The following is a 23,731-nucleotide window of genomic DNA, read 5'->3' on the forward strand; positions in this document are numbered from 1 at the left end:
TGTCTCCTTGCAGGTCGGTGCGCCGCCCGCCGGTGCCCGAGGGCGGGCCGGCGGACGGCGGCGGGGTCAGTTGTGGGCGTGCAGCGGCTTGCCGGCCAGCGCGAGGAACGCCTCGCCGATGGCCTCGTTCTGGGTCGGGTGCGCGTGCACCAGCTGCGCGACGTCCTCCGGGTAGGCCTCCCAGTTGACGATGAGCTGGCCCTCGCCGATCAGCTCGCCCACGCGGGCGCCGATCATGTGCACCCCGACGACGGGCCCGTCCTTCTGGCGCACGAGCTTGACGAAGCCCTGGGTGGCGAGGATCTGGCTCTTGCCGTTGCCGCCCAGGTTGTACTCGAGCACCTGCACGGCGTCGGCGCCGTACGTCTCCTTGGCCTTGGCCTCGGTGAGCCCCACGGAGGCGACCTCCGGGTCGGAGTACGTCACGCGCGGGATCCCGGACTCGACGATCACCGGCGGGTTGAGGCCCGCGATCTCCTCCGCGACGAAGATGCCCTGCTGGAACCCGCGGTGCGCGAGCTGCAGGCCGGGGACGATGTCGCCGACCGCGTAGATGTTCCCCACGCCGGTGTGCAGGCGCTCGTTCGTGAGGACGAACCCGCGGTCCATCGGGACGCCCTGCTCCTCGTAGCCGAGGTCCTTCGTGCTCGGGCCGCGCCCGACGGCGACGAGCAGGAGCTCGGCGTCGAAGGTCTTGCCGTCCTCGAGCGTGACGTGCACGCCCGACTCGTCCTGGGTCACGCCGGCGAAGCGGACACCGAGGTTGAACTTGATCCCGCGCTTGCGGTACGCCCGCTCGAACGCCTTGGACAGCGCCTCGTCCTCGTTGGGGACGAGGTGGGGGAGCGCCTCGATGATCGTGACGTCGACCCCGAAGCCCTTCCAGGCGGAGGCGAACTCCGACCCGATGACGCCGCCGCCGAGGATGATGGCCGAGGACGGCACGTGGTCCAGGTCGAGTGCCTGGTCGGAGGTGATGACCCGGCCGCCGATCTCCAGCCCGGGCAGGGACCGGGCGTAGGAGCCGGTGCCGAGCACGATGTTCTTGCCGGTCAGCCGACGGCCGTCGACCTCGACGGTGTCCGGCGCGACGAGGCGGCCCCAGCCGTTGACGACCTCGATCTTGCGCGACTTGATCAGACCCTGCAGGCCCTTGTAGAGCCGCCCGATGACGCCGTCCTTGTACGCGTTGACGCCGGCCATGTCGATCTTCTCGAGCGTCATGTGGACGCCGAACTGCTCGCTCTCGCGCGCCCCCTGGGCCAGCTCCGAGGAGTGCAGGATGGCCTTGGTCGGGATGCACCCGCGGTGCAGGCAGGTCCCGCCCACCTTGTCGGCCTCGACCAGGGCGACGGTCATGCCCAGCTCGGCGGCGCGGAGCGCGGCCGCGTAGCCGCCGCTCCCCCCGCCCAGGACGACGACGTCGAAAGCGGTGCCGGTGGTGTCGGCCACGTGCGGACTCCTCGCAGGGTGCGGTGGTGGGACTCGCCGACCATCTTGTCACCCCCTCCGACGTGCGACGAACCCGTCCCCGCCGTGCATCGGTGTCACAGACGACACACACATCCCATGACTTCCCGCCGGGACGCACGGCCGTCGTCGTCCGGGCGGCGCACCCGGCGCTCCCAGCCCGCACCCAGCCGCCGTCGCTAGCCTGCCCCGCATGGGTCTGTTCGATCGGCTGCGGGGGCGTCGTCGGGTGCCGGCACCGGCGGCCGGCGGCGGTGACGGCCGCGCCGCGCGCGCGGAGACGACCGCCCACCTGGCCGAGTTCGCGCGGTCCCGGGTGGGCGTCGAGGGCTACGTCGAGCCGGCCACGGCGCAGAACCCGGTGACGCTCATGCTCGTGGCGACCGACGGGGAGTGGACGCGCCGCCGCGTGCCCGACGAGCGCGCCGGCCACGCCCTCGCCCGCGAGCTCGGCATCCCCGTGTACGACGTGCAGCGCGTGGGCTACCCGCAGCGCGTCCGGGACTGGAACAGCCGGCAGCGCATCCTGGCCCGGCGCACCGCGGCCGAGCGCGCCGCCCGCCGGGCCGCCGAGCGCTCCTGAACGCTCCCGTCGACGTCGGTCCGGCGTGCACGGGTGCGGCCGGACGGGCGGCCGACCCGACGACGGTGCCCGCTACCGGGCCGCGGTCGCCGCGGCGGCGCGGGCCTCGACGAGCGCCAGCAGCGTCCGCACGGCGACACCCGTCCCGCCGGCGGGCGTGTAGCCCCAGGGCGCCTTCTCGTTGAAGGCCGGCCCCGCGACGTCGAGGTGCGCCCAGGCGGCGTCGCCGACGAACCGCTGGAGGAACAGCCCCGCCGTGAGCATGCCGCCCGCGCGGTCGGCGACGTTGGCGAGGTCGGCCACCTTGCTCTTGAGGCCCTCGGCGAGCTCGGCCGGGAGCGGCATGGGCCAGAACTCCTCGCCGGCGGCCTGCGCGGCGGCGACCACCTCGGCGCGGACGTCGTCGCGACCCATGACCGCGGACACCCGCGGACCGAGCGCGACGACCTGCGCGCCGGTGAGGGTCGCGACGTCCACGACGACGTCGGGGTGGTGCTCGAGCGCCGTGACGAGCCCGTCGGCCAGCACCAGGCGGCCCTCGGCGTCCGTGTTGAGGACCTCGACCGTCGTGCCGCCCTTGATGGTGATGACGTCGGAGGGCCGCTGCGCGGAGCCCGACGGCATGTTCTCGGCGAGGCAGAGGTACCCGGTGACGGTCACGGGCAGGCCCAGCCGCGCCGCGGCGACGACCGTGTGCAGCACGGCTGCGGCGCCGGCCATGTCGGACTTCATCGCGTCCATGCCGGCGGGCGGCTTGAGGGAGATGCCGCCCGAGTCGAACGTGATGCCCTTCCCGACGAGGGCCACCGACGCGCGCGCCTTCGGCGGCGCCCAGGTCACGGTGACGAGGCGTGGGGGCCGCACGGAGCCCTGCCCGACGGCGACGAGCCCCCCGTAGCCGCCCGCGGCCAGCGCCTTCTCGTCGAGCACGGACACCTTCAGGCCCCGGGTGCCGGTCTCCTTGACGAGCGCCTTGGCCGCGTCCGCGACCGCCTCGGGGTACAGGTCGTTGGGCGCGGCGTTGACGAGGTCGCGGACGCCGTGCACGGCCTGAGCCAGCACGGTCGCGCGCTCCGCGGCCGCCACGGCCGCCGCGTCCTGCGCCAGCGGCGTGACGACCTGCACGGCGGCGACGGGGGCCGGGGCCGCCGGGCGGTAGGTGCGGAAGGCGTAGGCGCCGAGGAGCGCGCCCTCGGCCACCGCCGCGACGGCCTCGACGGTCGTCGCCGGCAGGGCGAGCGCGACGCTGCCCGTGCCGGCGAGCTCGCGCGTCGCGGCCCCTGCCGCCCGTCGCAGCCGCTCGAGGCCCGGCTCGCCGGCGCCGACGCCGACGAGGACGAGCACCGCTGCGGCCAGCCCCGTCGCGGGGACGCGGCGCACCTCGTCGGCGGCGCCCGTGACGCCGAGGGCCACGGCGTCGCGCACGAGCGCCTCGGCCAGCGGGGCGGGCAGCCAGGGCGCGTCGAGCACGGCGGGCGCCGTGCCGTCGGCGCCGGCGGCGACCGCCACGACGAGGGCGTCCACGTCGAGCAGGGCGGGGTCGGTGGCGGTCAGCGCGCAGGTCGTGGTCACCCGGCGATGCTAACCAACGCGCACGTGCCGCCCGGCCCGGGCTGTGAGGGCCGGTCATCCCCCTGACGGCTCGTCGCGGCTCGTCGGCGCCCGCCCGGTCGGTGCCGGCCGGCATCGCCTACCGTGTGCCGGTGCTCGTGCCCGCCGTCGTCCTCGTGGTCCTCGCGGCGCTCGCCCTGGCGGGGTGGGCGGCGGTGTTCGTCGCGCGTGACCGCGCGGTGGTGCTGCGGCAGCTCTGGGGCGGCGCCGTCGTCGAGGGGCTGCTCGTCGTGCAGGCCGTGCTGGCGGGCGTGCTGTCGGCGACGCGTGGCGCGCCGCCGGAGCCGTGGGAGTTCTGGGGCTACGTCCTCACCCAGCTGCTCGTCCTGCCGCTGGCGGCGGCGTGGGCGTTCGCGGAGCGCACCCGCTGGAGCTCCGTGGTCCTGCTCGTGGCCGCCGTGACGGTGGCGTTCCTCGAGTACCGTCTGCTCGTGCTCTGGGGCCCGGCGTGACGCGCGCGGGGGGTGCCGGCGGCGCCACGTCGACCGCGACGGGTCCGGGCCGGGTGCTCGTGCTCGTGTACGGCATCTTCGCGCTGGCGGCGACGGCGCGTGCCGGGTACCAGATCGCGACGCAGCTCGACGAGGCCCCGCTCGCGTACGCCCTGTCCGCGCTGGCGGGGCTCGTGTACGTGCTGGCGACGGTCGCGCTGGCCACCGACCGGCGGCGGCTGGCCCTCGGGGCGGTGCTCGTCGAGCTCGTCGGGGTCGTCGCCGTGGGCGTCGTCTCCCTCGTCGCACCGCAGGACTTCCCCGACGAGACCGTCTGGAGCGGGTTCGGGCAGGGCTACGGCTACGTCCCGCTGGTGCTGCCGGTGCTCGGCCTGCTGTGGCTGCGCCGCTCGTCGCGCGCCGCGTCCGGGCGGTAGCGGCCGGCGGTCAGACGACGGCGCGCCAGGGCGGGGCCTCCACCGCGCCCGCCGGCTCGCCGAGGGCGGACCAGGCCGCGGCGACGCGGCGCAGACCGTCGTCGAGCACGGCCGCCGGCTCGCTGAAGGTGAGGCGCAGGCGGTCGTCGAACGAGCCGTCGGTGCCGAAGGCCGTGCCGGGCACGAGCCGCACGCCGTGCCGCGGGGCGATCGCCGCCAGGGCCGTCGAGCGCGCGGCGCCCAGGTCCACCCAGACCGACAGCCCGCCGGCGGGCACGTCGTACCGCCAGGACGGCAGCCGCTCGCCCAGGAGGCGCACGAGCAGGTCGCGACGCTCCCGCAGGGCCGCACGACGCCGCTCGAGGAGCTCCGTGCGGGCGGCGAGCAGGCGCGCGACCACGAGCTGCTCGAGCACCGGGGTCGCGATGTCGACCCGGCCGCGCAGGACGGCCAGGCGGGCGACGAGCTCGGGGTGCGCGCGCACCCAGCCGACCCGCAGGCCGCCCCAGAACGACTTCGAGGCGGAGCCGACGCCGACGAGCTCCCGTCCCGGCACGCGTGTGCCGAGGAACGGCACGGGAGCCGGCCCCTCGACCGTCAGGTCGCTGAGCACCTCGTCGGCCACGACGACCGTGCCGGTGCGGCGCGCCAGCTCGCGGACCCGGGCGCGCGCGTCGTCACCCACGCTCGTCCCCGTCGGGTTGTGGTGGTCGGGGACGAGGTACACGAGCCGCGGCGCCGCCTGCCGGAGCGTCGAGGCGAGGAGGTCCACGTCCAGGCCGTCGCGACCGACCGGCACCGGGACGGGGCGGGCCCCGGCACCCCGCACGGCGTCGATGGCGTGCAGGTAGGTCGGGTGCTCGACGACGACCCGGTCGCCCGGTCCCGCGTGCGCCGCGACGAGCAGGTGCAGCGCGTGCTGGGCCCCCGTCGTGACGAGCACGTGGTCGGGGCTCGTCGGCACCCCGCGCTCCTCGTACCACCCGGCCACGGCGGCGCGCAGCACCGGCAGGCCGAGCGGCTCGTACCCGCGTCCGCCGGTGTGGTGCGCCAGGTCCTCGACCGCACCGGCGACGTGCGCGGCGAGGTCGCCCGAGGCGGAGGGGGCCGCCATCGACAGGTCGACGAGGCCCTCGGCGGCGGGGCCGCCGAACGCCGGGGAGCGGTCGGCGCGCGACCCGTCGGCCGGCAGCGCCGTCACGGTCCCCGAGCCGCGCCGGCTGACGAGGTAGCCCTCCGCGCGCAGGACGTCGTAGACCGCGGTCGCGGTGGTGCGCGAGACGCCCAGGTGCTCGGCGAGCTCGCGCTCGCTCGGCACGCGCGTGCGCAGCGGCAGCGCCCCGCTGAGGACGGCCGCCCGCAGGGCGTCGGCGAGGGCGGTGTAGGCGGCGCCGGGGCGCTGCCACGTACCGAGGAGCAGGCGCAGGCGGGCGCCGGACACCCGACGCTCGGCGAGCGGCGGTGCGGGCTGCGGTCGCGTCGGCACAGGGCCACTGTCCCCGAAGTGGCCCTGGGCGACAAGGCCACCAGTGCAACACCCTGGACACATGACGTCACGCACGAGCCCCGCGAGCCCGCCGGCCGAGGTCGGCGCGGCGCGCTCAGACGCCCGTCCCGACGCCCGGGTCGCCAGCTGGCGCACCGACGCGCGCGGCTCGGCGCAGCTCGTCGTCGGGCTCCTGCTCTACGCCCTGTCGATGGCCGTCATGGTGCGCGCGGGCCTCGGCGCCCTGCCGTGGGACGTGCTCACGCAGGGCCTCACCCACCGGCTGCCCCTGTCGTTCGGCGCGATCACCGCCCTGACGAGCCTCGTCGTGCTGCTGTGCTGGTGGCCCCTGCGCCAGCGCCCGGGGCTGGGCACGGTGGCCAACGTCGTCGTCATCGCCCTCGCGGTCGACCCCGCGCTGGCCCTCGTCGGGCTGCTGCCGCCGCTGGGGCTCCCGGCGCGCGTGGCGCTCGTCGTCGTCGGGATCGTGCTCAACGCCGTGGCGACGGCCCTCTACATCGGCGTGGGCCTCGGGCCGGGTCCGCGCGACGGTCTCATGACGGGGCTCGTCGGGCGCACGGGCTGGCCGCTGGCCCCCGTCCGCATCGGCATCGAGGTCGCCGTGGTCGGCGTCGGCGCGCTGCTCGGCGGCACGCTCGGCCTCGCGACGCTCGCCTACGCGCTCGGCGTCGGGCCGCTCGTGCACGTCCTGCTGCCGCGCCTCACCCGCCCCGGGGTGCGCGCCCGGCACTGAGGGGCGCGAGGGCGCCGGGAGGCCCCGATGGGCTCGGACCCGTCCTCGGCCCTCCGCGGCGTGGCGGTAGGTTGACGGCCGTGTACCGCCTGCTGTTCGACCTGGTCCTGCGCCGCACGGGGCCGGAGCGCGCGCACGCGCTCGCCTCCGGCGCGATCCGTGCCGTGGCGGCCGTGCCGGTGCTGTCCGACGCCGTCGCCCGGGTCCTCGCGCCGCCGCCGGAGGGCGCCGTCGAGGTGTGGGGGCGCCGCTTCCCGTCCCGGTTCGGCCTGGCGGCCGGGTTCGACAAGGACGCGCACGGCGTCCGCGGCCTCGCGATGCTCGGGTTCGGCTTCGTCGAGGTCGGCACGATCACCGCGCAGGGCCAGCCCGGCAACGAGCGGCCGCGGCTGTGGCGCGAGCTCGACGAGCGCGCGCTGCGCAACCGCATGGGCTTCAACAACGAGGGGTCCGCCGCCGTGGCCGCGCGGCTGCGGCGGCTGCGCGCCACGCCGGCCGGGCGGCGGCTCGTGGTCGGCGTGAACATCGGCAAGACGAAGAGCACGGCGCCGCAGGACGCGGCAGCCGACTACGCCACCTCCGCCGGCCGCCTGGCGCCCTGGGCCGACTACCTCGTCGTCAACGTGTCGTCGCCCAACACGCCCGGGCTGCGGGACCTGCAGGCCGTCGAGGTGCTGCGGCCGGTCCTCGAGGCGACGCGCGTCGCCGCCGACGAGGCGACGGCCGCCGCCGGGCGGCCCCCCGTCCCGCTCCTGGTGAAGATCGCCCCCGACCTGTCCGACGAGGACGTCGACGCGGTGGCCGACCTCGTCGCCGAGCTGGGCCTCGACGGCGTCGTCGCGGTCAACACGACGGTCGGGCACGACCGCGGGCCTGGGGGGCTGTCGGGACCGCCGCTGCGCGAGCGCGGCCTCGACGTCGTCGCCCGCCTGCGCGACCGCCTGGGCGACGAGGTCGTCCTCGTCGGCGTCGGCGGGATCACCACCGGGGCGGACGCCCGCGAGTACGTCGCGAACGGGGCCACGCTCGTGCAGGGCTACACCGGTTTCGTCTACGAGGGCCCGTTCTGGGCCCGTCGCATCACCCGCGCGCTGGCGCGGGACGCCCGAGGGGGGGAGCGGTGATGGTCGCCCGGCCGCAGTGGGAGTGGCACCTGCACGACGCCGAGGGGCGGCTGCTGGAGCGACCCGTCAGCCCCATCTTCACGACGCAGTACGACGCCGAGGTCTGGCTGGGCGAGCACTGGCGCGCCCTGTCAGAGCAGGGCGTGGTGGACGCGCGGCTGGTGCATGAGGGACGCCAGGCGAGCCCGACCGTGCAGCTCCCGTCCCTGGCCTGACGGCCGTCGGCGCGGCCTCGCTGCGTCAGCGCGGCTGCTGGCCGCGCTGGACCTGCGGCTTGGGCATCCGCAGCCGGCGCAGCTGGAAGATGCGGGTGACGGCGTACATCGTCAGGCCCCGGGGGAGCGCCTCGGCGCCGAAGCGCGCGACGAGCTTCTTCTTCAGCCCGCGCCACAGGATGATCGCGTCGACGACCGTGCCGAGGATGAACAGGTAGAGCACGAGCGTGAGGACCAGCACGACCTCGGGCGCCGTCGCCGCCAGCAGCGTCTGCGCGATGAGCAGCACGAACGCCACGGGCAGGAAGTACTCGCCGAGGCTGCGCCGCGCGTCGATGCTGTCGCGCACGAAGCGCCGGACCGGGCCGCGGTCGCGCACAGGCAGGAAGCGCTCGTCGCCGGACTGCATGGCGCGGTACTCCTGGTCGCGCTGGACGCGGCGGCGGGCGCGCTCCTCGCGCGCCGCGGCCTTGCGGTCCAGCGGGACGAGCGGGCGCCGGTTGGCGGCCTGCGCCACCTTGCGCTTGGGCGTCGGACGCCCCTTGCCCGTGCCGGTCGACGTGCCGGTCGACGTGCCGGTCGCAGGCTCGCCCGTCGCGGGCGGCGCGGTCACCGGCGCGGCGGCCGCGGGCGTCGTCGCCCGCACGGCGGTGGCGCCACCGGGGGTGCGACGGCGGAGGGGTCGCACCTGCGACGGGGGTGTGCTGCTGCTGCGTCCGAACACCCCGCCAGGGTAGTCGAGTAGCGTGGCGGGCCGTGACGCCGACCGAGCCCGCCGTGCCCGACCCCACCGAGCCCGACCCCACCCCCGCGACCGCTCACCCGACCCCGACGGCCCTCCCCGGCACCCTGCCCGGCACCGCGGAGCTGCGCCGGCGCACCGCAGGGGTCTTCCCGGGCGTCCGGGCGGACCTCGAGGCGCTCGTGCGGATCCCGTCGGTGTCCAACGCGGACTTCGACGCGGCGCACGTGGAGGCCAGCGCGGCGGCCGTGGCGGACCTCCTGCGCGGCGTGGGGATGGACGACGTGCAGGTGCTGCGCGCGCGGCGCCCCGACGGCCGCGAGGGCGCGCCGGCGGTCGTCGCCCGTCGGCCGGGCCCGGCCGGTGCCCCCACCGTCCTGCTCTACGCGCACCACGACGTCCAGCCCCCCGGCGACGACGCGGCCTGGTCGACGCCGCCGTTCGAGCCGACCCTCGTCGGCGAGCGCCTGCACGGCCGCGGCGCCGCCGACGACAAGGCGGGCGTCGTCGCCCACGTCGGGGCGCTGCGCGTCCTCGCCGACGACCTCGGCGTCGGCGTGACGGTCTTCGTCGAGGGCGAGGAGGAGGTCGGGTCGCCGACCTTCGTGCCGTTCCTGCAGGCCCACCGGGAGCTGCTGGCGGCCGACGTCATCGTCGTGGCCGACTCCTCCAACTGGCGGATCGGCGTGCCGGGGCTGACCACGTCGCTGCGGGGCCTCGTGGACTGCACGGTCGAGGTCGCGGTCCTCGACCACGCCGTCCACTCCGGCATGTACGGCGGGCCCGTGCTCGACGCCCCGACCCTGCTCGCGCGCCTCCTGGCCACGCTGCACGACGAGGCGGGGGACGTCGCCGTCGCGGGCCTGGTGCACGCGCCGGACCCGGCGGTCGACCTCGACGAGGACCAGCTGCGCGCCGACGCCGGCGTGCTGCCCGGCGTGCGGCTGGCCGGCACCGGCCCGCTGACCGCGGGCATGTGGACGCGGCCGGCGATCTCCGTCATCGGCCTGGACGCCCCCCGGGTGGCGACGGCGTCCAACACGCTGACCCCCCGCGCCACGGCCAAGCTGTCGGTGCGGATCGCCCCCGGCCAGGACCCCGCGGCGGCCATGGCGGCGCTGCGCGCGCACCTCGAGGGGCACGCGCCCTTCGGCGCGCACGTGCACGTCGTCGAGGGCGAGCAGGGCAAGCCCTTCCGCGCGCCGGAGGACTCGACGGCCATGCGGGCGGCCCGGTGGGCCTTCGCCGAGGCGTGGGGCACCGAGCCGGTCGACATCGGGATCGGCGGGTCCATCCCCTTCATCGCCGACCTGCTCGAGGCCTACCCGTCGGCGGCGATCCTCGTCACCGGGGTCGAGGACCCGGACAGCCGCGCGCACGGCGCGGACGAGAGCGTCCACCTCGGCGAGCTCGAGAAGGTCGTCCTGGCGGAGGCCCTGCTCCTCGCGCGGCTCGCGGCCGAGCGCTGACGGCCCGGGGCGACCACGCCGGGCCGGACGCCCTCAGACGGGCGGGGCGGGGTCGTACTGGATCGCGCGCCGCACCTCGGCCGCCGCGTCCGGCCCGTCCAGCCGGGCGACGAGGTGCAGCGCCATGTCGATCCCCGCGGACACGCCGGCCGACGTGACGACGTCGCCGTCGTCGACGAACCGGGCCTCCGTGTCCACGAGGACGCTCGGGTCGAGCGCGACGAGCTCGTCGACCGCGGCGTGGTGCGTGGCCGCCGGCCGCCCGGCCAGCAGGCCGGCGGCGGCGAGGACCAGCGCGCCGGTGCAGACGCTCGTCACGAGCGGCACGGTCGCGCGCAGCGAGCGGACCCACCGCAGGTGCGCCGGGTCCGCGGCCAGCGCCCGCGTGCCCCGGCCGCCCGGGTAGACGAGCACGTGCAGGGGCAGCGCCTCGTCGGCGTCGCAGTCGGGCAGCAGGCGCAGCCCCTTGGCGCAGCGGACGCCGCGGCCGTCGGCGGAGAAGGTGCAGACCTGGGGGCGGAGAGGGCTGTGCTGCGCCCAGGCGGCGAGCACGTCGTACGGCCCGACGACGTCGAGCTCCTCGGCCCCGTCGAAGACGAAGACCCCCACCCGCAGCGCGCTGCCCGTGCCCATCCGGTCCGCCCCTCTCCCGGCGGGCCCCCGCCCGTCGTCCGGTCCGCCGGCGCCCTCGCCCGGCGGCGTCGCGGCGCCGCCCGTCAGGTGCCGGGCAGCGCGAGCATGCGGTCGAGGGCCACGCGCGCCCAGTGGGCGACCTCCGGGTCCACGACGATGCGGTTGACCGTCCGCCCGGCGACGAGGGACTCCAGGGTCCACACGAGGTGCGGCAGGTCGATGCGGTTCATGGTGGAGCAGAAGCACACCGTGTCGTCGAGGTAGCGCACGGTGAGGTCGGGGTGCGCCGCGGCGAGCCGGCGGACGAGGTTGAGCTCCGTCCCCACGGCCCACGAGGAGCCGGGCGCGGCCGCGTCCAGCGCGCGGATGATGTACTCCGTCGAGCCGACCATGTCGGCCGCCGTGACGACCTCGTGGCGGCACTCGGGGTGGACGAGGACCGTCACGGCCGGGTCGGCCGCGCGGTGGTCGGCCACGTTCTTCGCGGTGAAGCGCCCGTGCACCGAGCAGTGCCCCCGCCACAGGATCATGCGGGCGGCCCGCAGGGCCTCGGGCGTGACGCCGCCGCCGGGCCGGTGCGGGTCGAGGACGACGCAGGCCTCCAGCGGCAGCCCCAGGGCGCGCACCGCGGTGTTCCGGCCCAGGTGCTGGTCCGGCATGAAGAGCACCTTGCCCGTGCCCTGGAGCCCGCCCACCTGGTCGAACGCCCAGCGCAGCGCCGTCTCGGCGTTGGAGGACGTGCAGACCGTGCCGCCGTGCCGACCCGTGAAGGCCTTGATGGCGGCGGAGGAGTTCATGTACGTGACCGGCACCGTCGAGGCCGCCACGCCGGCGTCGGCCAGCACGTCCCACGCCTCCTCCACCTGGTCGAGCGTCGCCATGTCCGCCATGGAGCACCCGGCGGCGAGGTCCGGCAGGACCACGGCCTGGGCGTCGGAGGTGAGGATGTCGGCTGACTCGGCCATGAAGTGCACGCCGCAGAACACGACGAACTCGGCGTCCGGACGCGCCGCGGCCTCCCGCGCGAGCTTGAAGGAGTCGCCCGTGACGTCGGCGAAGGCGATGACCTCGTCGCGCTGGTAGTGGTGGCCGAGGACGAACGCGCGGTCGCCCAGGGCGGCCCGCGCGGCCCGGGCGCGCTCGACGAGGCCCGGGTCGCCGGGGGCGGGCAGCGCCCCCGTGCACTCCACGCCGCGCTCGGAGGCGAGGTCGCTCCGCCGGCCGAGGAGGAGCAGCGCCGAGCCCGCGGGCTCGGCGAATCCCGTCACGGTGGCCGTCGGGGTCACGGTGGCGGTGACGGTGCCGGTGACGGTGGCGGTCATGCGCGCGATCATCCCACAGCCCGCGCACGTGCCAGGATCGCCCGGTGCACGTCCTCGTCGTCCCTGACCGCGTGCCCCGTGCCGCCGCCGACGCCGTCGTCACCGGCTGGCGGGACGCGGCTCCGCACGACGACGCGACCGTGCTCGTGGTGCCGGACGGCGGCCCCGGGTGGGCCGACGCGGTGACGGGGACGGGGACGGTGACGGGGACGGTGACGGTGACGGGGCCCGGCGTCCACGTCGAGCTGCCCGCCGCGGACCCGGCGGAGCCGTCCGGCGGCGCCGCCGACGCCGCCGTCGTGCTCGACGGGCTGTCGCGCGCGAGGGCCGGCGACGACGGTCGGGCGCGGTCGACGGAGGGCCGCGCGCGGTCCCTGACCGTGGCGCTCGGCACCCCGGGGACCCCCGACGCCGGGGCCGGGCTGCTGACGGGCCTGGCCGACGCCCTCCTGCCCGGGGGCGGGTCGGCCCGGCCGTCGGCAGGGTCCCCGACGGGGGCGCCGACGTGGCTGCCCGCGCTGGCCCGGGCGTTGGCCGACGTCGACCTCGTGGCGGTCGCCCCGGCGCCGACGCCGCTGCTCGGGCTCCGGGGGACCGCCGCCGGCCTGGCGGCGGACGGCGTCCTCGACCCGGGGGCGGCCCAGGCGCTGGAGCAGCGGCTCTCGGTGCAGGCGCACGCCTGGGTCGCCGCGCTGGGCGACGCCGCGCGGCCCGACCTCCTCGTCGGTCCGGGGGCACGCACCGCGAGCCGGTTCACCCGGGCGCCGGGCGCCGGGTCGCACGGTGGCGCCGGCTTCGCGCTCGCCCTCGTCGGGGCGCGGCTCCTGCCGGGACCCGCGCACGGGGCGCACCTCGTCGGGCTCGCGGGTGCGGCCGCGGCGGCGGACCTCGTCGTCGTCGTCCGGGAGGGGCTGGAGCACGTGGACCTCGACGGGACCGTGCTGGCGCAGGCCCTGGCGGCGGCGGGCGCGCAGGGGGTGCCGCTCGTCGTGCTCGCGCCACGGGTGCCGCCGCTCGCGGGCGGGCTGCGCGGCACCGGCGTCGCCGCGGCCTACGCCCCGCTCGGGGGCGGCACGCCACCGGACGGGGGCGTGGCGGGCGCGGGCACGTGGGCGGCGCTGGCGGCGAGGGTCGCCCGCACGTGGTCGCCCGCGTCCTGGGCGGGTGCGTACGCTGGAGGACGGCAGCACCCGCGCACCCGGGAACATCCGTGACGCGGGGCTGGTTGCACGTCGCGGCGCGCCGTGCGTGCCGCCCCGGCGGCACCCGGACCGCGTGCCCGCACGGCTCACGAGGGAGACACGGATGACCGAGACCACCCAGGCCCCGCAGACGACCACCACGAAGCCGGACACCCACGGGGTCCTGCTCACGGACGTGGCGGCCGGCAAGGTGCGCAGCCTGCTCGAGCAGGAGGGTCGGGACGACCTGCGCCTGCGCGTGGCGGTGCAGCCCGGCGGCTGCTCCGGCCTGATCTACCAGCTCTACTTCGACGAGCGCCTGCTCGACGGCGACGTCACGAAGGACTACGACGGTGTCGAGGTCGTCGTGGACCGCATGAGCGTGCCCTACCTCGAGGGGGCGACGATCGACTTCGCCGACACCATCGAGAAGCAGGGGTTCACCATCGACAACCCCAACGCCGGCTCCTCCTGCGCCTGCGGCGGCTCCTTCAGCTGACCCGGTCGCCGCGGCACGCGGCGCACCACGCACGACGCCCGACGACGGCCCGAGGAACGGGCACGGCCGTCGGGCGTCGTCGTGCCCGGGGCGGTGCCGTCACGAGGGGGCGTCCGGGTCGGTCGTCCGCACGGTGAGCCGTGCGCTGCCGTCGGGCTCGTCGGTCCGGGCGACGAGGGCGTGCCCGCGCATCCGCGCCCACGCGGGCACGTCGGACAGCGCGGCGGGGTCGGTGGTCAGCACCTGCAGGAGCGACCCGGGCGGCGCCGCCGCCGCGGCCCGCGCGAGGTGCACGACGGGCAGCGGGCAGAGCAGGCCGCGCGCGTCGACGACCTCGACGACGCCGTCTGGAGCCCCGCTCACGGGTCCGGCCACGGGTCCGGCCCCCGGTCGGCCCGCAGGTCCGGCCACGGGTCCGGTCGTGGGTCCGGTCACAGGTGCGACGCCCCGAGGGACCCCCGCACCTCGCGGACCAGCCCGGGGAGCACGTCGGCGAAGCGCTCCACGTCCGCCGTGGCGGTGCCCGGCGGGAGCGCGAGCCGCACGTTGCCGTGCGTGAGGACGCCCATGGCGGTCAGCACGTGGCTCGGCTCGAGCGTGCTCGACGAGCAGGCGGAGCCCGAGCCCACGGCGAACCCGGCGGCGTCGAGCCGCCCGACGAGGGCCTCCCCGTCGACGTAGAGGCAGGAGAAGGTCAGCACGTGGGGGAGGCGGTCCTGCGGGTCGCCGACGACCTCGACGTCCGGCACCTCGGCGGCCACGCGCGCCCTCAGGCGCGCGACGAGGGCGCGGCGGGCGGCGTCGTCGGCGTCCCGGGCGGCCAGCCGCTCCTCCAGCGCGACGGCGGCGGCCAGCGCGACCGGCACGACGACCCCGCCGGGGAACCCGCCGGTCAGCGGCGCGTCCTCGTCGGACGGCCCGACGGGCGCACGCCGCACGCCCGCGCGCACGGCGAGGACGCCGAGGGGAGCCGGGGCGCCCCAGTCGCCGGCGTCCGCCGTGAGCAGGTCCCACCCGTCCGGCAGGGCCACGTGCCCCGCCGCCGCGCCGGCGTCCACGAGGAGCGGCACGCCCGCCGCCCGTGCCGCGGACGCGGCCGCGTCGACCGGCTGGCGCGTCCCCACCTCGCCGTTCGCGACCTGCAGGGCCGCCAGGGCGACGCCCGGCGCCCCCGCCGCGGCGGCGAACGCGTCGGCGTCGACCCGCCCGAGCCGGTCCACGGGGACGGTGCGGCGGGTGCCGGCCGCGTCCGCCGCGTGCAGCACGGCGGCACGCTCGACGGCCGGCACGACGACGTCCGCGCCGACCCGCCGCCGGCCGCGCGCGACCGTCAGCACGGCGGCGTGCAGGGCCTGCGTGTGCGACGGGGCCAGCGCGATTTCCTCCGTCCGCGCGCCGAGCCCGGCCGCGAGGGACTCACGGGCACCGTCGAGCAGCGCGCGGGCGCGCCGGCCCTCGGCGTGCAGCCGGCGGGGGTCGCCCCACCCCTCGTCGAGGGCCGCCAGCAGGGCGTCCCGCACGCGGGGGGAGGGCGGGGCGTGCCCCGCCGCGTCGAGGACCACGCGGGGGGTCGCGACGGGCGCGGACGGCGGCACGGGGCCACGCTAACGACCCGTGACGACCTGTGGTGGACCTGACGCGCCGTCGTCAACCGGTGCGAGGCAGCACGTGGACGGCCCCTCGGCGCGCTAGGCTGCGCGGGTCGAGGACGTAGGTCCCAGGTGTCACCACGACCCCGCACAGGCGCAGCACGCAGCCGACGGGTCGTCGACGGCCGGGGCCACCAGAACGAGAGGTCCCCCGTGCACCTGCAGAACCCCCGCCGGCGGCGCCGTGCGGCCGGCCTCCGGGCGTCCGCCCTGGGCCTCGCCGTGCTGGTGCTGGCCGGCTGCTCGTCGGACCAGCTGGCACGCGGCTACCTCCCGGGCGACTCCGCGAACGAGGTCACGAACCAGACCGGTCGCATCATGAGCCTCTGGGTGGGCTCCTGGATCGCGGCGCTCATCGTCGGCGTCATCACCTGGGGCCTCATGCTCTGGTGCGTCGCGGTGTACCGGAAGCGCAAGAACGACGACGTCCTGCCGGTGCAGCTGCGCTACCACGTGCCGCTCGAGATCATGTACGTGATCCTGCCGATCCTCATGGTCGGCGTGCTCTTCTACTACACGGCGCGCGACCAGCACGAGATCCAGACGGTCAGCGGCGACCCGGACCTGCGGGTGCAGGTCATCGGCAAGCAGTGGAGCTGGGACTTCAACTACCTCGACGACGACGTGTACGACTCCGGCGTGCAGGCGGAGGGCGTCGGCCAGGAGGGCACGCTGGCCGAGCAGATCACGCTGTACCTGCCCGTCGACGAGACGGTCGAGTTCACGCTGAACTCCCGCGACGTCATCCACTCGTTCTGGGTCCCGGCGTTCCTCTACAAGATGGACGTCATCCCCGGGCAGACGACGAACACCTTCGAGGTCACGCCGACCAAGGAGGGCACGTACGTGGGCAAGTGCGCCGAGCTGTGCGGCGAGTACCACGCGTCGATGCTGTTCAACGTCAAGGTCGTCTCCCGCGAGGAGTACGACGAGCACATCGAGGCGCTCCGCGACGCGGGGCAGACCGGGCAGCTGGGCATCGACGCCAGCAAGCTGCAGGACCTGGACAGCGTGCGCCGGCAGGGTGAGCCCGCCGGGGCGTCGCAGGGGAGCGAGGACTGATGGCCGCGACGATCGAGCGCGTGCCGGGGCTGGCGCCCAGCCGCCAGACCCTCGGCCGGACGGTGGTCAAGTGGGTGACCTCCACCGACCACAAGGTGATCGGGTACCTGTACCTCATCACCTCGTTCGTCTGGTTCTGCATCGGCGGCGTGATCGCGCTGCTCATCCGTGCGGAGCTGTTCACGCCGGCGCTGGACGTGTTCCAGACGGCCGAGCAGTACAACCAGGCCTTCACGATGCACGGCACCGTCATGCTGCTGCTGTTCGCGACGCCGCTGTTCGCCGGCTTCGCGAACGTGCTGATGCCGCTGCAGATCGGCGCACCGGACGTGGCGTTCCCGCGGCTGAACATGTTCGCGTACTGGCTCTACCTGTTCGGCGGCCTCATCGCCGCCGCCGGGTTCCTGCTGCCGCAGGGCGCGGCGTCCTTCGGGTGGACGGCCTACGCGCCGCTGTCGGACACGGTCTACAGCCCGGGTCTCGGCGGTGACCTGTGGGTCTTCGGCCTCGCGCTGACCGGTTTCGGCACGATCCTCGGCTCGGTCAACTTCATCACCACGATCGTGACGATGCGCGCGCCCGGCATGACCATGTTCCGGATGCCGATCTTCACCTGGAACATCCTCATCACCAGCGTGCTCGTCATCATGGCGTTCCCGCCGCTGGCGGCCGCGCTGTTCGCCCTCGGGGCGGACCGGCGGCTGGACGCTCAGGTGTTCAACCCGGAGAACGGCGGGGCGCTGCTGTGGCAGCACCTGTTCTGGTTCTTCGGCCACCCCGAGGTCTACATCATCGCGCTGCCGTTCTTCGGCATCATCACGGAGATCCTGCCCGTCTTCAGCCGCAAGCCGATCTTCGGCTACAAGGGCCTGGTCTACGCGACGATCGCGATCGCGGCGCTCTCCGTGACGGTGTGGGCGCACCACATGTACGTCACCGGCCAGGTGCTGCTGCCGTTCTTCGCACTGATGACGATGCTCATCGCGGTGCCGACCGGCGTGAAGTTCTTCAACTGGATCGGCACGATGTGGCGGGGGAAGATCACCTTCGAGACGCCCATGCTGTGGGCGATCGGCTTCCTCGTGACGTTCCTCTTCGGCGGCCTGACGGGGGTCATCCTGTCCAGCCCGGCCCTCGACTTCCACCTCTCGGACTCGTACTTCGTGGTGGCGCACTTCCACTACGTGGTGTTCGGGACCGTCGTCTTCGCGATGTTCGCCGGGTTCTACTTCTGGTGGCCGAAGATGACGGGCAAGATGCTCGACGAGCGTCTGGGCAAGATCCACTTCTGGCTCCTGTTCCTCAGCTTCCACACGACGTTCCTCGTGCAGCACTGGCTGGGCGTCGAGGGCATGCCGCGGCGCTACGCGGAGTACTCGCCCGACGACGGCTTCACGTTCCTCAACGAGGTCTCGACCGTCGGCGCCATGGTGCTCGGCATCTCGATCCTCCCGTTCCTGTGGAACGTCTACGTCACCTGGCGCAAGGCGCCGCGCGTCGCCGTGGACGACCCCTGGGGCTACGGCAACTCCCTCGAGTGGGCGACGAGCTGCCCGCCGCCGCGGCACAACTTCACCTCGCTGCCGCGCATCCGCTCGGAGCGCCCGGCGTTCGACCTGCACCACCCCGAGGTCGCCGCGATGGACCACGTGGAGCCCGACTCCGGTGGCGTCTTCGACTGGGAGGCCGAGCGCGTGGGCCAGCCCGAGGTGGGCAAGGACCGCGTGCGCAAGGGCACGGGCCGGTCCGAGCAGAGCAGCACGACGGTCGTCGACGACCCGGACGTCGACGGCGACCACCCGACGCGGGACGGTGAGCAGCGATGAAGTTCGAGGCCAAGCTCTTCCTCTACGGGGTGCTGTTCTTCATCCCCGTGGGGATCGTCTACGCCGTCTGGAGCGGCGGCGAGCCCGTCGGGACCTACGGGATCCCGCTCGTCGGCGGCATGGCGGGCATGATCGGCGGGTACCTGTACCTCGTCGGCAAGCGGATCGACGCCCGTCCCGAGGACGACCCGCTGGGCGAGATCGAGCAGGGCGCCGGCGACCAGGGCGTGTTCAGCCCGTGGAGCTGGTGGCCCCTCGTGCTCGGGCTCGCCGGTACCGTGGTGTTCCTGGCGCTGGCCGTCGGCTGGTGGCTGCTCCTCCCGGGGCTGCTCATCGGTGCCGTGGGTCTCGTGGGTTGGGTCTTCGAGTTCTCGCGCGGTCAGCACGCCCACTGAGGCACCTGCACCAGATCGGCCACAGCGGCCCTCCCCGGGCTTCCGGGGAGGGCCGCTGTCGTCGTCGCGGTGAACACGGCGCGCAGACCCAGCGGTCCCCCCGGGGAGTCGTCCCCGAGGTCGTGGAACGGCCGGCACGGCGCAGGAGGACCAGGAGAGCGTCCAGGGGAGCTCCCGAGGAGCTCCAGGAGCTCCTGAGCACCTCCAGCGCCTTCGAAGGCCGCCCTGAGGACCTCCAGGACGTCCGGGACGCAGGAGGGCCCCTGGGACCGCCCGACGGCCTCTCGGGCGAGGACGCACGGAGGCCCGGCGACGCGGTGGCGTCGCCGGGCCTCCGTGCTACCCGGAGCGGGCCGTCAGGCGGGGACGATGAGCCCGGCCGTCTGCGTCCGCGCACGCGTGAAACGCTGCGCGGCGTCGGCCCAGTTCACGATGTTCCACCACGCCTTGACGTAGTCGGCCTTGACGTTGACGTAGTCGAGGTAGAAGGCGTGCTCCCACATGTCGAGCACGACGACCGGCACGAGGCCGAGGGCGATGTTCGACTGCTGGTCGTAGAGCTGCACGATGACGAGCTTCTGGCCGATGGAGTCCCACGCGAGGATCGACCAGCCGGAGCCCTGGATGCCGACGGCGTTGGCCGCGAAGTGCTTCTGGAAGGCCTCGAACGAGCCGAAGAACTCGTCGATCGCCGCCGCCAGCTCACCCTCGGGCTTGTCGCCGCCGGCGGGGGAGAGGTTGGCCCAGAACACCGAGTGGTTGACGTGCCCGCCGAGGTTGAACGCGAGGTTCTTCTCGTGCAGGTTCACCGCGGCCAGGTCGTCGGCCTCGCGCGCCGCGGCCAGCTTCTCGAGGGCCGTGTTCGCGCCGGCCACGTAGGTCGCGTGGTGCTTGTCGTGGTGCAGCTCCATGATGCGCCCCGAGATGTGCGGCTCGAGCGCCGCGTAGTCGTAGGGCAGGTCGGGGAGCGTGTAGTCAGCCATGCGTGCATGCCTCTCAGGGTCGAGACCGCGACGTGGGTGCCGCGGTCGTCCGTCCGGTGGCCTCCGTCGTGACGCGCGGGCGCGGGTCACGGCAGGCCCACGGGGTCCACTCTGGCCCATACGACGACGACGCGCGCGCCGTTCCCCCTGCGTGTTGCGGGGGAACGGCGCGCGCGTCGTCAGGTGCTGCGGCCCGTCCGGGCGGGATCAGCCGCGGCGGTCGGTGCCGTCCGGGTCCGTCGGCTCGACGAGGTTGCGGCCACCACCGGTGGGGCGGCGCTCGCCGTCCTGGACGTCGGGCTCGACGAGGTGGCGTCCGCCACCGGTGAGCTGCGGCGCCTGCGTGGCGGCGGGCGCCTCGAGGGCGTCGTGCTCACCGTGCGACTGGGCGGCGAGCCACTCGGCCGGCGTGACGGGCTCGACGCGGTCCTCGTAGAAGACCCGCGACACACGGGCCCGCAGAGCGTCGAGACGGTGGCCCTTGCGGCGGACACCACGGGCGTCCTCGGCCGGGCCGATCTCCAGCGGACGCAGCGGGTCGTGCTGGACGCGCAGCCACCGCTCGTGCTCGTCGAGGGGCTTGTGCACCTCGATGTACTCGCCGGACGCGAAGCGGACGATGCGGGCCGACTCGTGACCGTGCAGCACGAGCTCGCGGTCCTTGCGCTGCAGGCTCAGGCAGAACCGCTTCGTGAACCAGAAGGCCAGCGCCGGCCCGACGAAGATCAGGACCCGGAACACGTAGGTGATGTCGTTGATCGACAGCAGGAAGTGCGTCGCGATGATGTCGTTCGACCCGGCGAGCACGAGGATGAAGAACGCGACCAGGATCGCGACGCCGAACGCGGTCCGGAAGGGCCGGTTCCGCGGGCGGTCCAGGACGTGGTGCTCACGGCGGTCGTCGGTGACGGCCGCCTCGATGAACGGGTAGAGCGCCAGGGCCGAGAAGAGGATGCCCGGGACGACGACCGCCGGGATGAGGACGTTCAGCGTCAGGGTGTACTGACCGATCACGAACTCCGTGGGACCGCCCGGCATGAGGCGCAGCGCACCCTCCAGGAACAGCATGTACCAGTCGGGCTGCGCGCCCGCCCCGACGGGGGACGGGTCGTACGGGCCGTAGTTCCAGACCGGGTTGATGGTCATCGTCGCCGCCATGAGGGCGATGACGCCGAACACCACGAAGAAGAACCCGCCGGCCTTCGCGACGTACACCGGGAAGAGCGGGTAGCCGACGACGTTCTTGTCCGTGCGGCCCGAGCCCGGGTACTGGGTGTGCTTGTGCAGCACGACGAAGAGCAGGTGCAGGCCGATGAGCGCGAGGATCAGCGCCGGCACGAGCAGCACGTGGACCGTGTACAGGCGCGGGATGAGGTCGGTGCCGGGGAACTCGCCGCCGAAGATGAAGTACGACAGGTAGCTGCCGATGACCGGGATCGACCGGACGACGCCGTCGGTGATGCGCAGGCCGTTGCCGGACAGCACGTCGTCGGGCAGCGAGTAGCCGGAGAACCCGGCCAGCAGGCTCAGGACCAGCAGCACGAAGCCGACGACCCAGTTGAGCTCGCGCGGCTTGCGGAACGCGCCCGTGAAGAACACGCGCATCATGTGCACGACGATCGACGCGACGAAGATGAGCGCCGCCCAGTGGTGGATCTGCCGCATGAGCAGCCCGCCGCGGACCTCGAACGACAGGCGCAGCGTCGAGGCGTACGCCTCGGTCATGTGCAGGCCCTGCTGCGTCACCCACGGTCCCGTGTACTCGACCTCGTTCATCGAGGGCACGTAGAACATCGTGAGGAAGACGCCCGAGATCAGGATCGTCACGAAGCTGTAGAGCGCGATCTCGCCGAGCAGGAACGACCAGTGGTCGGGGAAGACCTTGCGGGCGAACTCCTTGACGGCACCGCCGACGGAGGTCCGCTGGTCGAGGTAGTCGGCCGTCGCGCCCGCGGCGCGCCCGGTCCGGGTGGGTGTGGCGGTGGTGGCGGTGCTCATGTGAGTCGCTCCCAGAAGCTCGGGCCGACGGGTTCGTGGAAGTCGCTCTGAGCGACCAGGTAGCCTTCGCTGTCGACCTCGATCGGCAGCTGCGGCAGCGGGCGGCTCGCGGGTCCGAAGACGATCCGGGCCCCGTCGGAGATGTCGAACGTCGACTGGTGGCAGGGGCACAGCAGGTGGTGCGTCTGCTGCTCGTACAGCGCGACCGGGCAGCCGACGTGGGTGCAGACCTTGGAGTAGGCGACGATCCCGTCGTACGACCAGCTCTTGCGCTCCTCGGTCTCCTTGAGGTCGCGCGGGTCCATGCGGACGACGAGCACGACGGCCTTGGCCTTCTCGTCGAGCGGGTGCTCCGCCTCCTCGAGGTTCTCGGGGATGACGTGGAACACGGAGCCGATCGTCACGTCGGACGCCTTGATGGGACGCCCGTCGGGGTCCTTGACGAGGCGGACGCCCCGAGCCCAGATCGTGCGCTTGAACTTGCCGACGTTCCAGTCCTCGCCGACCTCGCCCACGAGCGGGACGACGATGGCCAGCGGGAACAGGGCGAGGGCGGAGACCATCGCGCCCTTGAGGACCCCGCGGCGGCCGATCTTCGAGTCCTCGGCGCCGTCCTTGAGGGCCTGCACGGCCGCCTCGCGCACCTCCGGGGAGGACTGCACGGGATGCCGCTCGTCGACGACCTCGTGGTCGTTCATGAGCGCCTTGGCCCAGTGGACCGCGGCCGTGCCGATGCCCAGGAGGGCGAACGCGAGCCCGAGCCCGAGCGTGAGATTCGAGACCTTGATGTCCGCCGGCGTGCCGACGGGCAGCGTGAAGTACGCGACGAGGAAGACGAGCGTGCCGATGACCGACACCGCGAAGAGGGCGACGACCTGGCGCTCGACCTTCTTGGCGTGCTTCTCGTCGAGGTCCGACTTGCGGGAGCGGTGCGGCTCCATGCCCGGGTCCGGGAAGCGCTCGGGGAGCGTCCCGTCGGGACGGACGACGAGGTCCTGGTGGCCGCCGTGCGGCTGGTCAGGGGTGGTGCTCACGAGGACTTCGCTCCGATCCAGACAGAGAACGCGATCAGCAGGCCGATGCCGACGACCCAGGCCCACAGGCCCTCGGCCACGGGGCCCACGCTGCCGAGGGCGAACCCGCCGGGCTGGGGCTGCTGCTGCTCGGCGACGTAGGCGATGATGTCGCGCTTCTCCTCGGGGGTGAGGTTGGCGTCGTTGAACACCGGCATGGACTGCGGACCGGTGAGCATCGCCTCGTAGATGTGCTCGGGCGCGGTCTCCAGCAGCGAGGGCGCGAACTTGCCCTCCGAGAGGGCGCCGCCCGCGCCGACGGCGTTGTGGCACATGGAGCAGTTCGTGCGGAACAGCGCGAGGCCGTTGGCCGCGTCGCCCAGCGTGGCGTCGACCTGCTCCGCGGTGGGGATGGCCGGCCCTGCGCCGAGGCTGGCGACGTACGCCGCGAGCTGGGCGATCTGCTCGTCCGTGAACTGCACGTCCTTCGCGATGACCTGCGGGCCGGTGTTCTGCATCGGCATGCGGCCCGTGCCGACCTGGAAGTCCACGGAGGCGGCGCCGACGCCGACGAGCGACGGGGCGCGGTCGCTGCCCTCGGCCGAGGTCCCGTGGCAGGTCGAGCAGTTGGCCATGAACAGCGCCCGCCCGGCCTCCACGTCGTCCGTGGTGGCCGTCAGGCGGCTCGCGTCCGCCCTCGCGGGCGTGGCCACCGCGTACACGGCGCCGGTGAGCAGCAGGGCCAGCAGGAGCAGCACGAGCGGGGCTCGGCGGTCCTGCCTGCGGGCTGCGAGTGCCTTCACTGGACGTTCCTCGTCTCGCTGTCGCACACCTGGGTCCAGGTGCTG

Annotated in this window: 24 protein-coding genes; 12 read left to right on the top strand and 12 right to left on the bottom strand. The window is 74.7% G+C overall.

Going from position 1 to position 23,731, the window contains the following annotated elements; translation table 11 throughout:
• Positions 1-66 precede the first annotated feature (66 nt).
• Positions 67-1,452, bottom strand: a complete 1,386-nt coding sequence (gene lpdA / locus BM048_RS02835) for a dihydrolipoyl dehydrogenase (protein ID WP_090030657.1) — start codon at positions 1,450-1,452, stop codon at positions 67-69.
• 211 nt (positions 1,453-1,663) lie between these two features.
• Between lpdA and BM048_RS02840 the strand changes: the two genes are divergently transcribed.
• Positions 1,664-2,053, top strand: a complete 390-nt coding sequence (locus BM048_RS02840) for an oxidoreductase (RefSeq protein ID WP_090030660.1) — start codon at positions 1,664-1,666, stop codon at positions 2,051-2,053.
• Positions 2,054-2,125: 72 nt separating this feature from the next.
• Here BM048_RS02840 and BM048_RS02845 read toward each other — a convergent pair whose 3' ends face one another.
• Positions 2,126-3,625, bottom strand: coding sequence for a leucyl aminopeptidase (locus BM048_RS02845; protein WP_090030662.1), 1,500 nt, complete (start codon positions 3,623-3,625; stop codon positions 2,126-2,128).
• A 131-nt stretch (positions 3,626-3,756) separates the two neighbouring features.
• On the opposite strand from BM048_RS02845, the gene BM048_RS02850 reads away from it, so the two are divergent.
• Together BM048_RS02850 and BM048_RS02855 are read left to right on the top strand one after the other, a co-directional pair.
• A complete protein-coding gene (locus BM048_RS02850) occupies positions 3,757-4,116 on the top strand; it encodes a hypothetical protein (protein ID WP_090030948.1) in 360 nt (119 codons plus the stop codon).
• Positions 4,113-4,532 (top strand): hypothetical protein, encoded by a 420-nt coding sequence (locus BM048_RS02855; RefSeq protein ID WP_090030663.1) that lies wholly within the window; start codon positions 4,113-4,115, stop codon positions 4,530-4,532. The genes BM048_RS02850 and BM048_RS02855 overlap by 4 nt, the downstream gene beginning before the upstream one ends.
• Before the next feature lie 10 nt (positions 4,533-4,542).
• On the opposite strand, the gene yczR is transcribed toward BM048_RS02855, so the two are convergent.
• Positions 4,543-6,018, bottom strand: a complete 1,476-nt coding sequence (gene yczR, locus BM048_RS02860; RefSeq protein WP_239078569.1) for a MocR-like transcription factor YczR — start codon at positions 6,016-6,018, stop codon at positions 4,543-4,545.
• Between the two features lie 61 nt (positions 6,019-6,079).
• Here yczR and yczE point away from each other — a divergent pair, with 61 nt between their 5' ends.
• From yczE to BM048_RS02880, 3 genes are all read left to right on the top strand, one after another.
• On the top strand, positions 6,080-6,772 hold the full coding sequence (yczE, locus tag BM048_RS18030) for a membrane protein YczE (protein ID WP_175499228.1): 693 nt from the start codon (positions 6,080-6,082) through the stop codon (positions 6,770-6,772).
• 80 nt (positions 6,773-6,852) lie between these two features.
• Positions 6,853-7,896 carry a quinone-dependent dihydroorotate dehydrogenase gene (locus BM048_RS02875; RefSeq protein WP_090030667.1) on the top strand — a complete coding sequence of 348 codons (1,044 nt, stop codon included), beginning with the start codon at positions 6,853-6,855 and terminating at the stop codon, positions 7,894-7,896.
• Positions 7,896-8,111 carry a hypothetical protein gene (locus BM048_RS02880; RefSeq protein WP_090030669.1) on the top strand — a complete coding sequence of 72 codons (216 nt, stop codon included), beginning with the start codon at positions 7,896-7,898 and terminating at the stop codon, positions 8,109-8,111. The genes BM048_RS02875 and BM048_RS02880 overlap by 1 nt, the downstream gene beginning before the upstream one ends.
• A 25-nt stretch (positions 8,112-8,136) precedes the next feature.
• Here the strand turns inward: BM048_RS02880 and BM048_RS02885 are convergent, their stop codons facing one another.
• Positions 8,137-8,835, bottom strand: coding sequence for a DUF3043 domain-containing protein (locus BM048_RS02885; protein WP_239078568.1), 699 nt, complete (start codon positions 8,833-8,835; stop codon positions 8,137-8,139).
• Between the two features lie 125 nt (positions 8,836-8,960).
• Here BM048_RS02885 and BM048_RS02890 point away from each other — a divergent pair, with 125 nt between their 5' ends.
• Positions 8,961-10,322 (top strand): dipeptidase, encoded by a 1,362-nt coding sequence (locus tag BM048_RS02890; RefSeq protein WP_090030950.1) that lies wholly within the window; start codon positions 8,961-8,963, stop codon positions 10,320-10,322.
• Between the two features lie 33 nt (positions 10,323-10,355).
• Here the strand turns inward: BM048_RS02890 and BM048_RS02895 are convergent, their stop codons facing one another.
• Both BM048_RS02895 and nadA read right to left on the bottom strand, forming a co-directional pair.
• A complete protein-coding gene (locus tag BM048_RS02895; protein WP_090030674.1) occupies positions 10,356-10,955 on the bottom strand; it encodes a DJ-1/PfpI family protein in 600 nt (199 codons plus the stop codon).
• Positions 10,956-11,038: 83 nt separating this feature from the next.
• Complete coding sequence (gene nadA / locus BM048_RS02900) at positions 11,039-12,277, bottom strand: quinolinate synthase NadA (RefSeq protein ID WP_090030951.1); 1,239 nt, start codon at positions 12,275-12,277, stop codon at positions 11,039-11,041.
• 44 nt (positions 12,278-12,321) lie between these two features.
• Between nadA and BM048_RS02905 the strand changes: the two genes are divergently transcribed.
• Together BM048_RS02905 and erpA are read left to right on the top strand one after the other, a co-directional pair.
• Positions 12,322-13,491: a glycerate kinase gene (locus BM048_RS02905; RefSeq protein ID WP_090030676.1), complete on the top strand. Its 1,170-nt coding sequence runs from the start codon at positions 12,322-12,324 to the stop codon at positions 13,489-13,491.
• 91 nt (positions 13,492-13,582) lie between these two features.
• Positions 13,583-13,957 carry an iron-sulfur cluster insertion protein ErpA gene (gene erpA / locus BM048_RS02910; RefSeq protein WP_090030678.1) on the top strand — a complete coding sequence of 125 codons (375 nt, stop codon included), beginning with the start codon at positions 13,583-13,585 and terminating at the stop codon, positions 13,955-13,957.
• A 99-nt stretch (positions 13,958-14,056) separates the two neighbouring features.
• On the opposite strand, the gene BM048_RS02915 is transcribed toward erpA, so the two are convergent.
• Both BM048_RS02915 and BM048_RS02920 read right to left on the bottom strand, forming a co-directional pair.
• Positions 14,057-14,320, bottom strand: coding sequence for a sulfurtransferase TusA family protein (locus tag BM048_RS02915; protein WP_090030952.1), 264 nt, complete (start codon positions 14,318-14,320; stop codon positions 14,057-14,059).
• Positions 14,321-14,388: 68 nt separating this feature from the next.
• On the bottom strand, positions 14,389-15,552 hold the full coding sequence (locus BM048_RS02920) for a cysteine desulfurase family protein (RefSeq protein WP_090030681.1): 1,164 nt from the start codon (positions 15,550-15,552) through the stop codon (positions 14,389-14,391).
• Between the two features lie 207 nt (positions 15,553-15,759).
• On the opposite strand from BM048_RS02920, the gene ctaC reads away from it, so the two are divergent.
• Genes ctaC through BM048_RS02935 form a run of 3 tightly spaced genes read left to right on the top strand, consistent with a single transcriptional unit; the run spans position 15,760 to position 18,889 of the window.
• Positions 15,760-16,668, top strand: coding sequence for an aa3-type cytochrome oxidase subunit II (gene ctaC / locus BM048_RS02925; RefSeq protein WP_090030683.1), 909 nt, complete (start codon positions 15,760-15,762; stop codon positions 16,666-16,668).
• On the top strand, positions 16,668-18,494 hold the full coding sequence (gene ctaD, locus BM048_RS02930) for an aa3-type cytochrome oxidase subunit I (protein ID WP_090030685.1): 1,827 nt from the start codon (positions 16,668-16,670) through the stop codon (positions 18,492-18,494). Before ctaC ends, ctaD begins: the two co-directional genes overlap by 1 nt.
• Entirely contained in the window at positions 18,491-18,889 is a 399-nt protein-coding gene (locus BM048_RS02935) for a cytochrome c oxidase subunit 4 (protein WP_090030687.1), read from the top strand. The genes ctaD and BM048_RS02935 overlap by 4 nt, the downstream gene beginning before the upstream one ends.
• 356 nt (positions 18,890-19,245) lie before the next feature.
• Here BM048_RS02935 and BM048_RS02940 read toward each other — a convergent pair whose 3' ends face one another.
• The 4 genes from BM048_RS02940 to qcrC form a co-directional block, all read right to left on the bottom strand.
• A complete protein-coding gene (locus BM048_RS02940; protein ID WP_090030689.1) occupies positions 19,246-19,872 on the bottom strand; it encodes a superoxide dismutase in 627 nt (208 codons plus the stop codon).
• A gap of 207 nt (positions 19,873-20,079) precedes the next feature.
• Positions 20,080-21,870 (bottom strand): cytochrome bc1 complex cytochrome b subunit, encoded by a 1,791-nt coding sequence (gene qcrB, locus BM048_RS02945; protein WP_090030691.1) that lies wholly within the window; start codon positions 21,868-21,870, stop codon positions 20,080-20,082.
• Positions 21,867-22,904 carry a cytochrome bc1 complex Rieske iron-sulfur subunit gene (qcrA, locus tag BM048_RS02950; protein ID WP_373308378.1) on the bottom strand — a complete coding sequence of 346 codons (1,038 nt, stop codon included), beginning with the start codon at positions 22,902-22,904 and terminating at the stop codon, positions 21,867-21,869. The genes qcrB and qcrA overlap by 4 nt, the downstream gene beginning before the upstream one ends.
• Positions 22,901-23,686, bottom strand: coding sequence for a cytochrome bc1 complex diheme cytochrome c subunit (qcrC, locus tag BM048_RS02955; protein ID WP_090030693.1), 786 nt, complete (start codon positions 23,684-23,686; stop codon positions 22,901-22,903). The genes qcrA and qcrC overlap by 4 nt, the downstream gene beginning before the upstream one ends.
• Between the last annotated feature and the right edge of the window lie 45 nt (positions 23,687-23,731).

This window comes from Cellulomonas marina, assembly GCF_900111925.1.
Lineage (GTDB): Bacteria > Actinomycetota > Actinomycetes > Actinomycetales > Cellulomonadaceae > Cellulomonas > Cellulomonas marina.

Excerpts from the sequence above, each read along its gene's own strand:
- BM048_RS02895 (WP_090030674.1), bottom strand. The coding sequence starts at position 10,955 with ATGGGCACGGGCAGCGCGCTGCGGGTGGGGGTCTTCGTCTTCGACGGG.
- BM048_RS02940 (WP_090030689.1), bottom strand. The coding sequence starts at position 19,872 with ATGGCTGACTACACGCTCCCCGACCTGCCCTACGACTACGCGGCGCTC.
- BM048_RS02935 (WP_090030687.1), top strand. The coding sequence starts at position 18,491 with ATGAAGTTCGAGGCCAAGCTCTTCCTCTACGGGGTGCTGTTCTTCATC.
- BM048_RS02840 (WP_090030660.1), top strand. The coding sequence starts at position 1,664 with ATGGGTCTGTTCGATCGGCTGCGGGGGCGTCGTCGGGTGCCGGCACCG.
- erpA (WP_090030678.1), top strand. The coding sequence starts at position 13,583 with ATGACCGAGACCACCCAGGCCCCGCAGACGACCACCACGAAGCCGGAC.
- yczE (WP_175499228.1), top strand. The coding sequence starts at position 6,080 with ATGACGTCACGCACGAGCCCCGCGAGCCCGCCGGCCGAGGTCGGCGCG.
- BM048_RS02880 (WP_090030669.1), top strand. The coding sequence starts at position 7,896 with ATGGTCGCCCGGCCGCAGTGGGAGTGGCACCTGCACGACGCCGAGGGG.
- ctaD (WP_090030685.1), top strand. The coding sequence starts at position 16,668 with ATGGCCGCGACGATCGAGCGCGTGCCGGGGCTGGCGCCCAGCCGCCAG.
- nadA (WP_090030951.1), bottom strand. The coding sequence starts at position 12,277 with ATGACCGCCACCGTCACCGGCACCGTCACCGCCACCGTGACCCCGACG.
- qcrB (WP_090030691.1), bottom strand. The coding sequence starts at position 21,870 with ATGAGCACCGCCACCACCGCCACACCCACCCGGACCGGGCGCGCCGCG.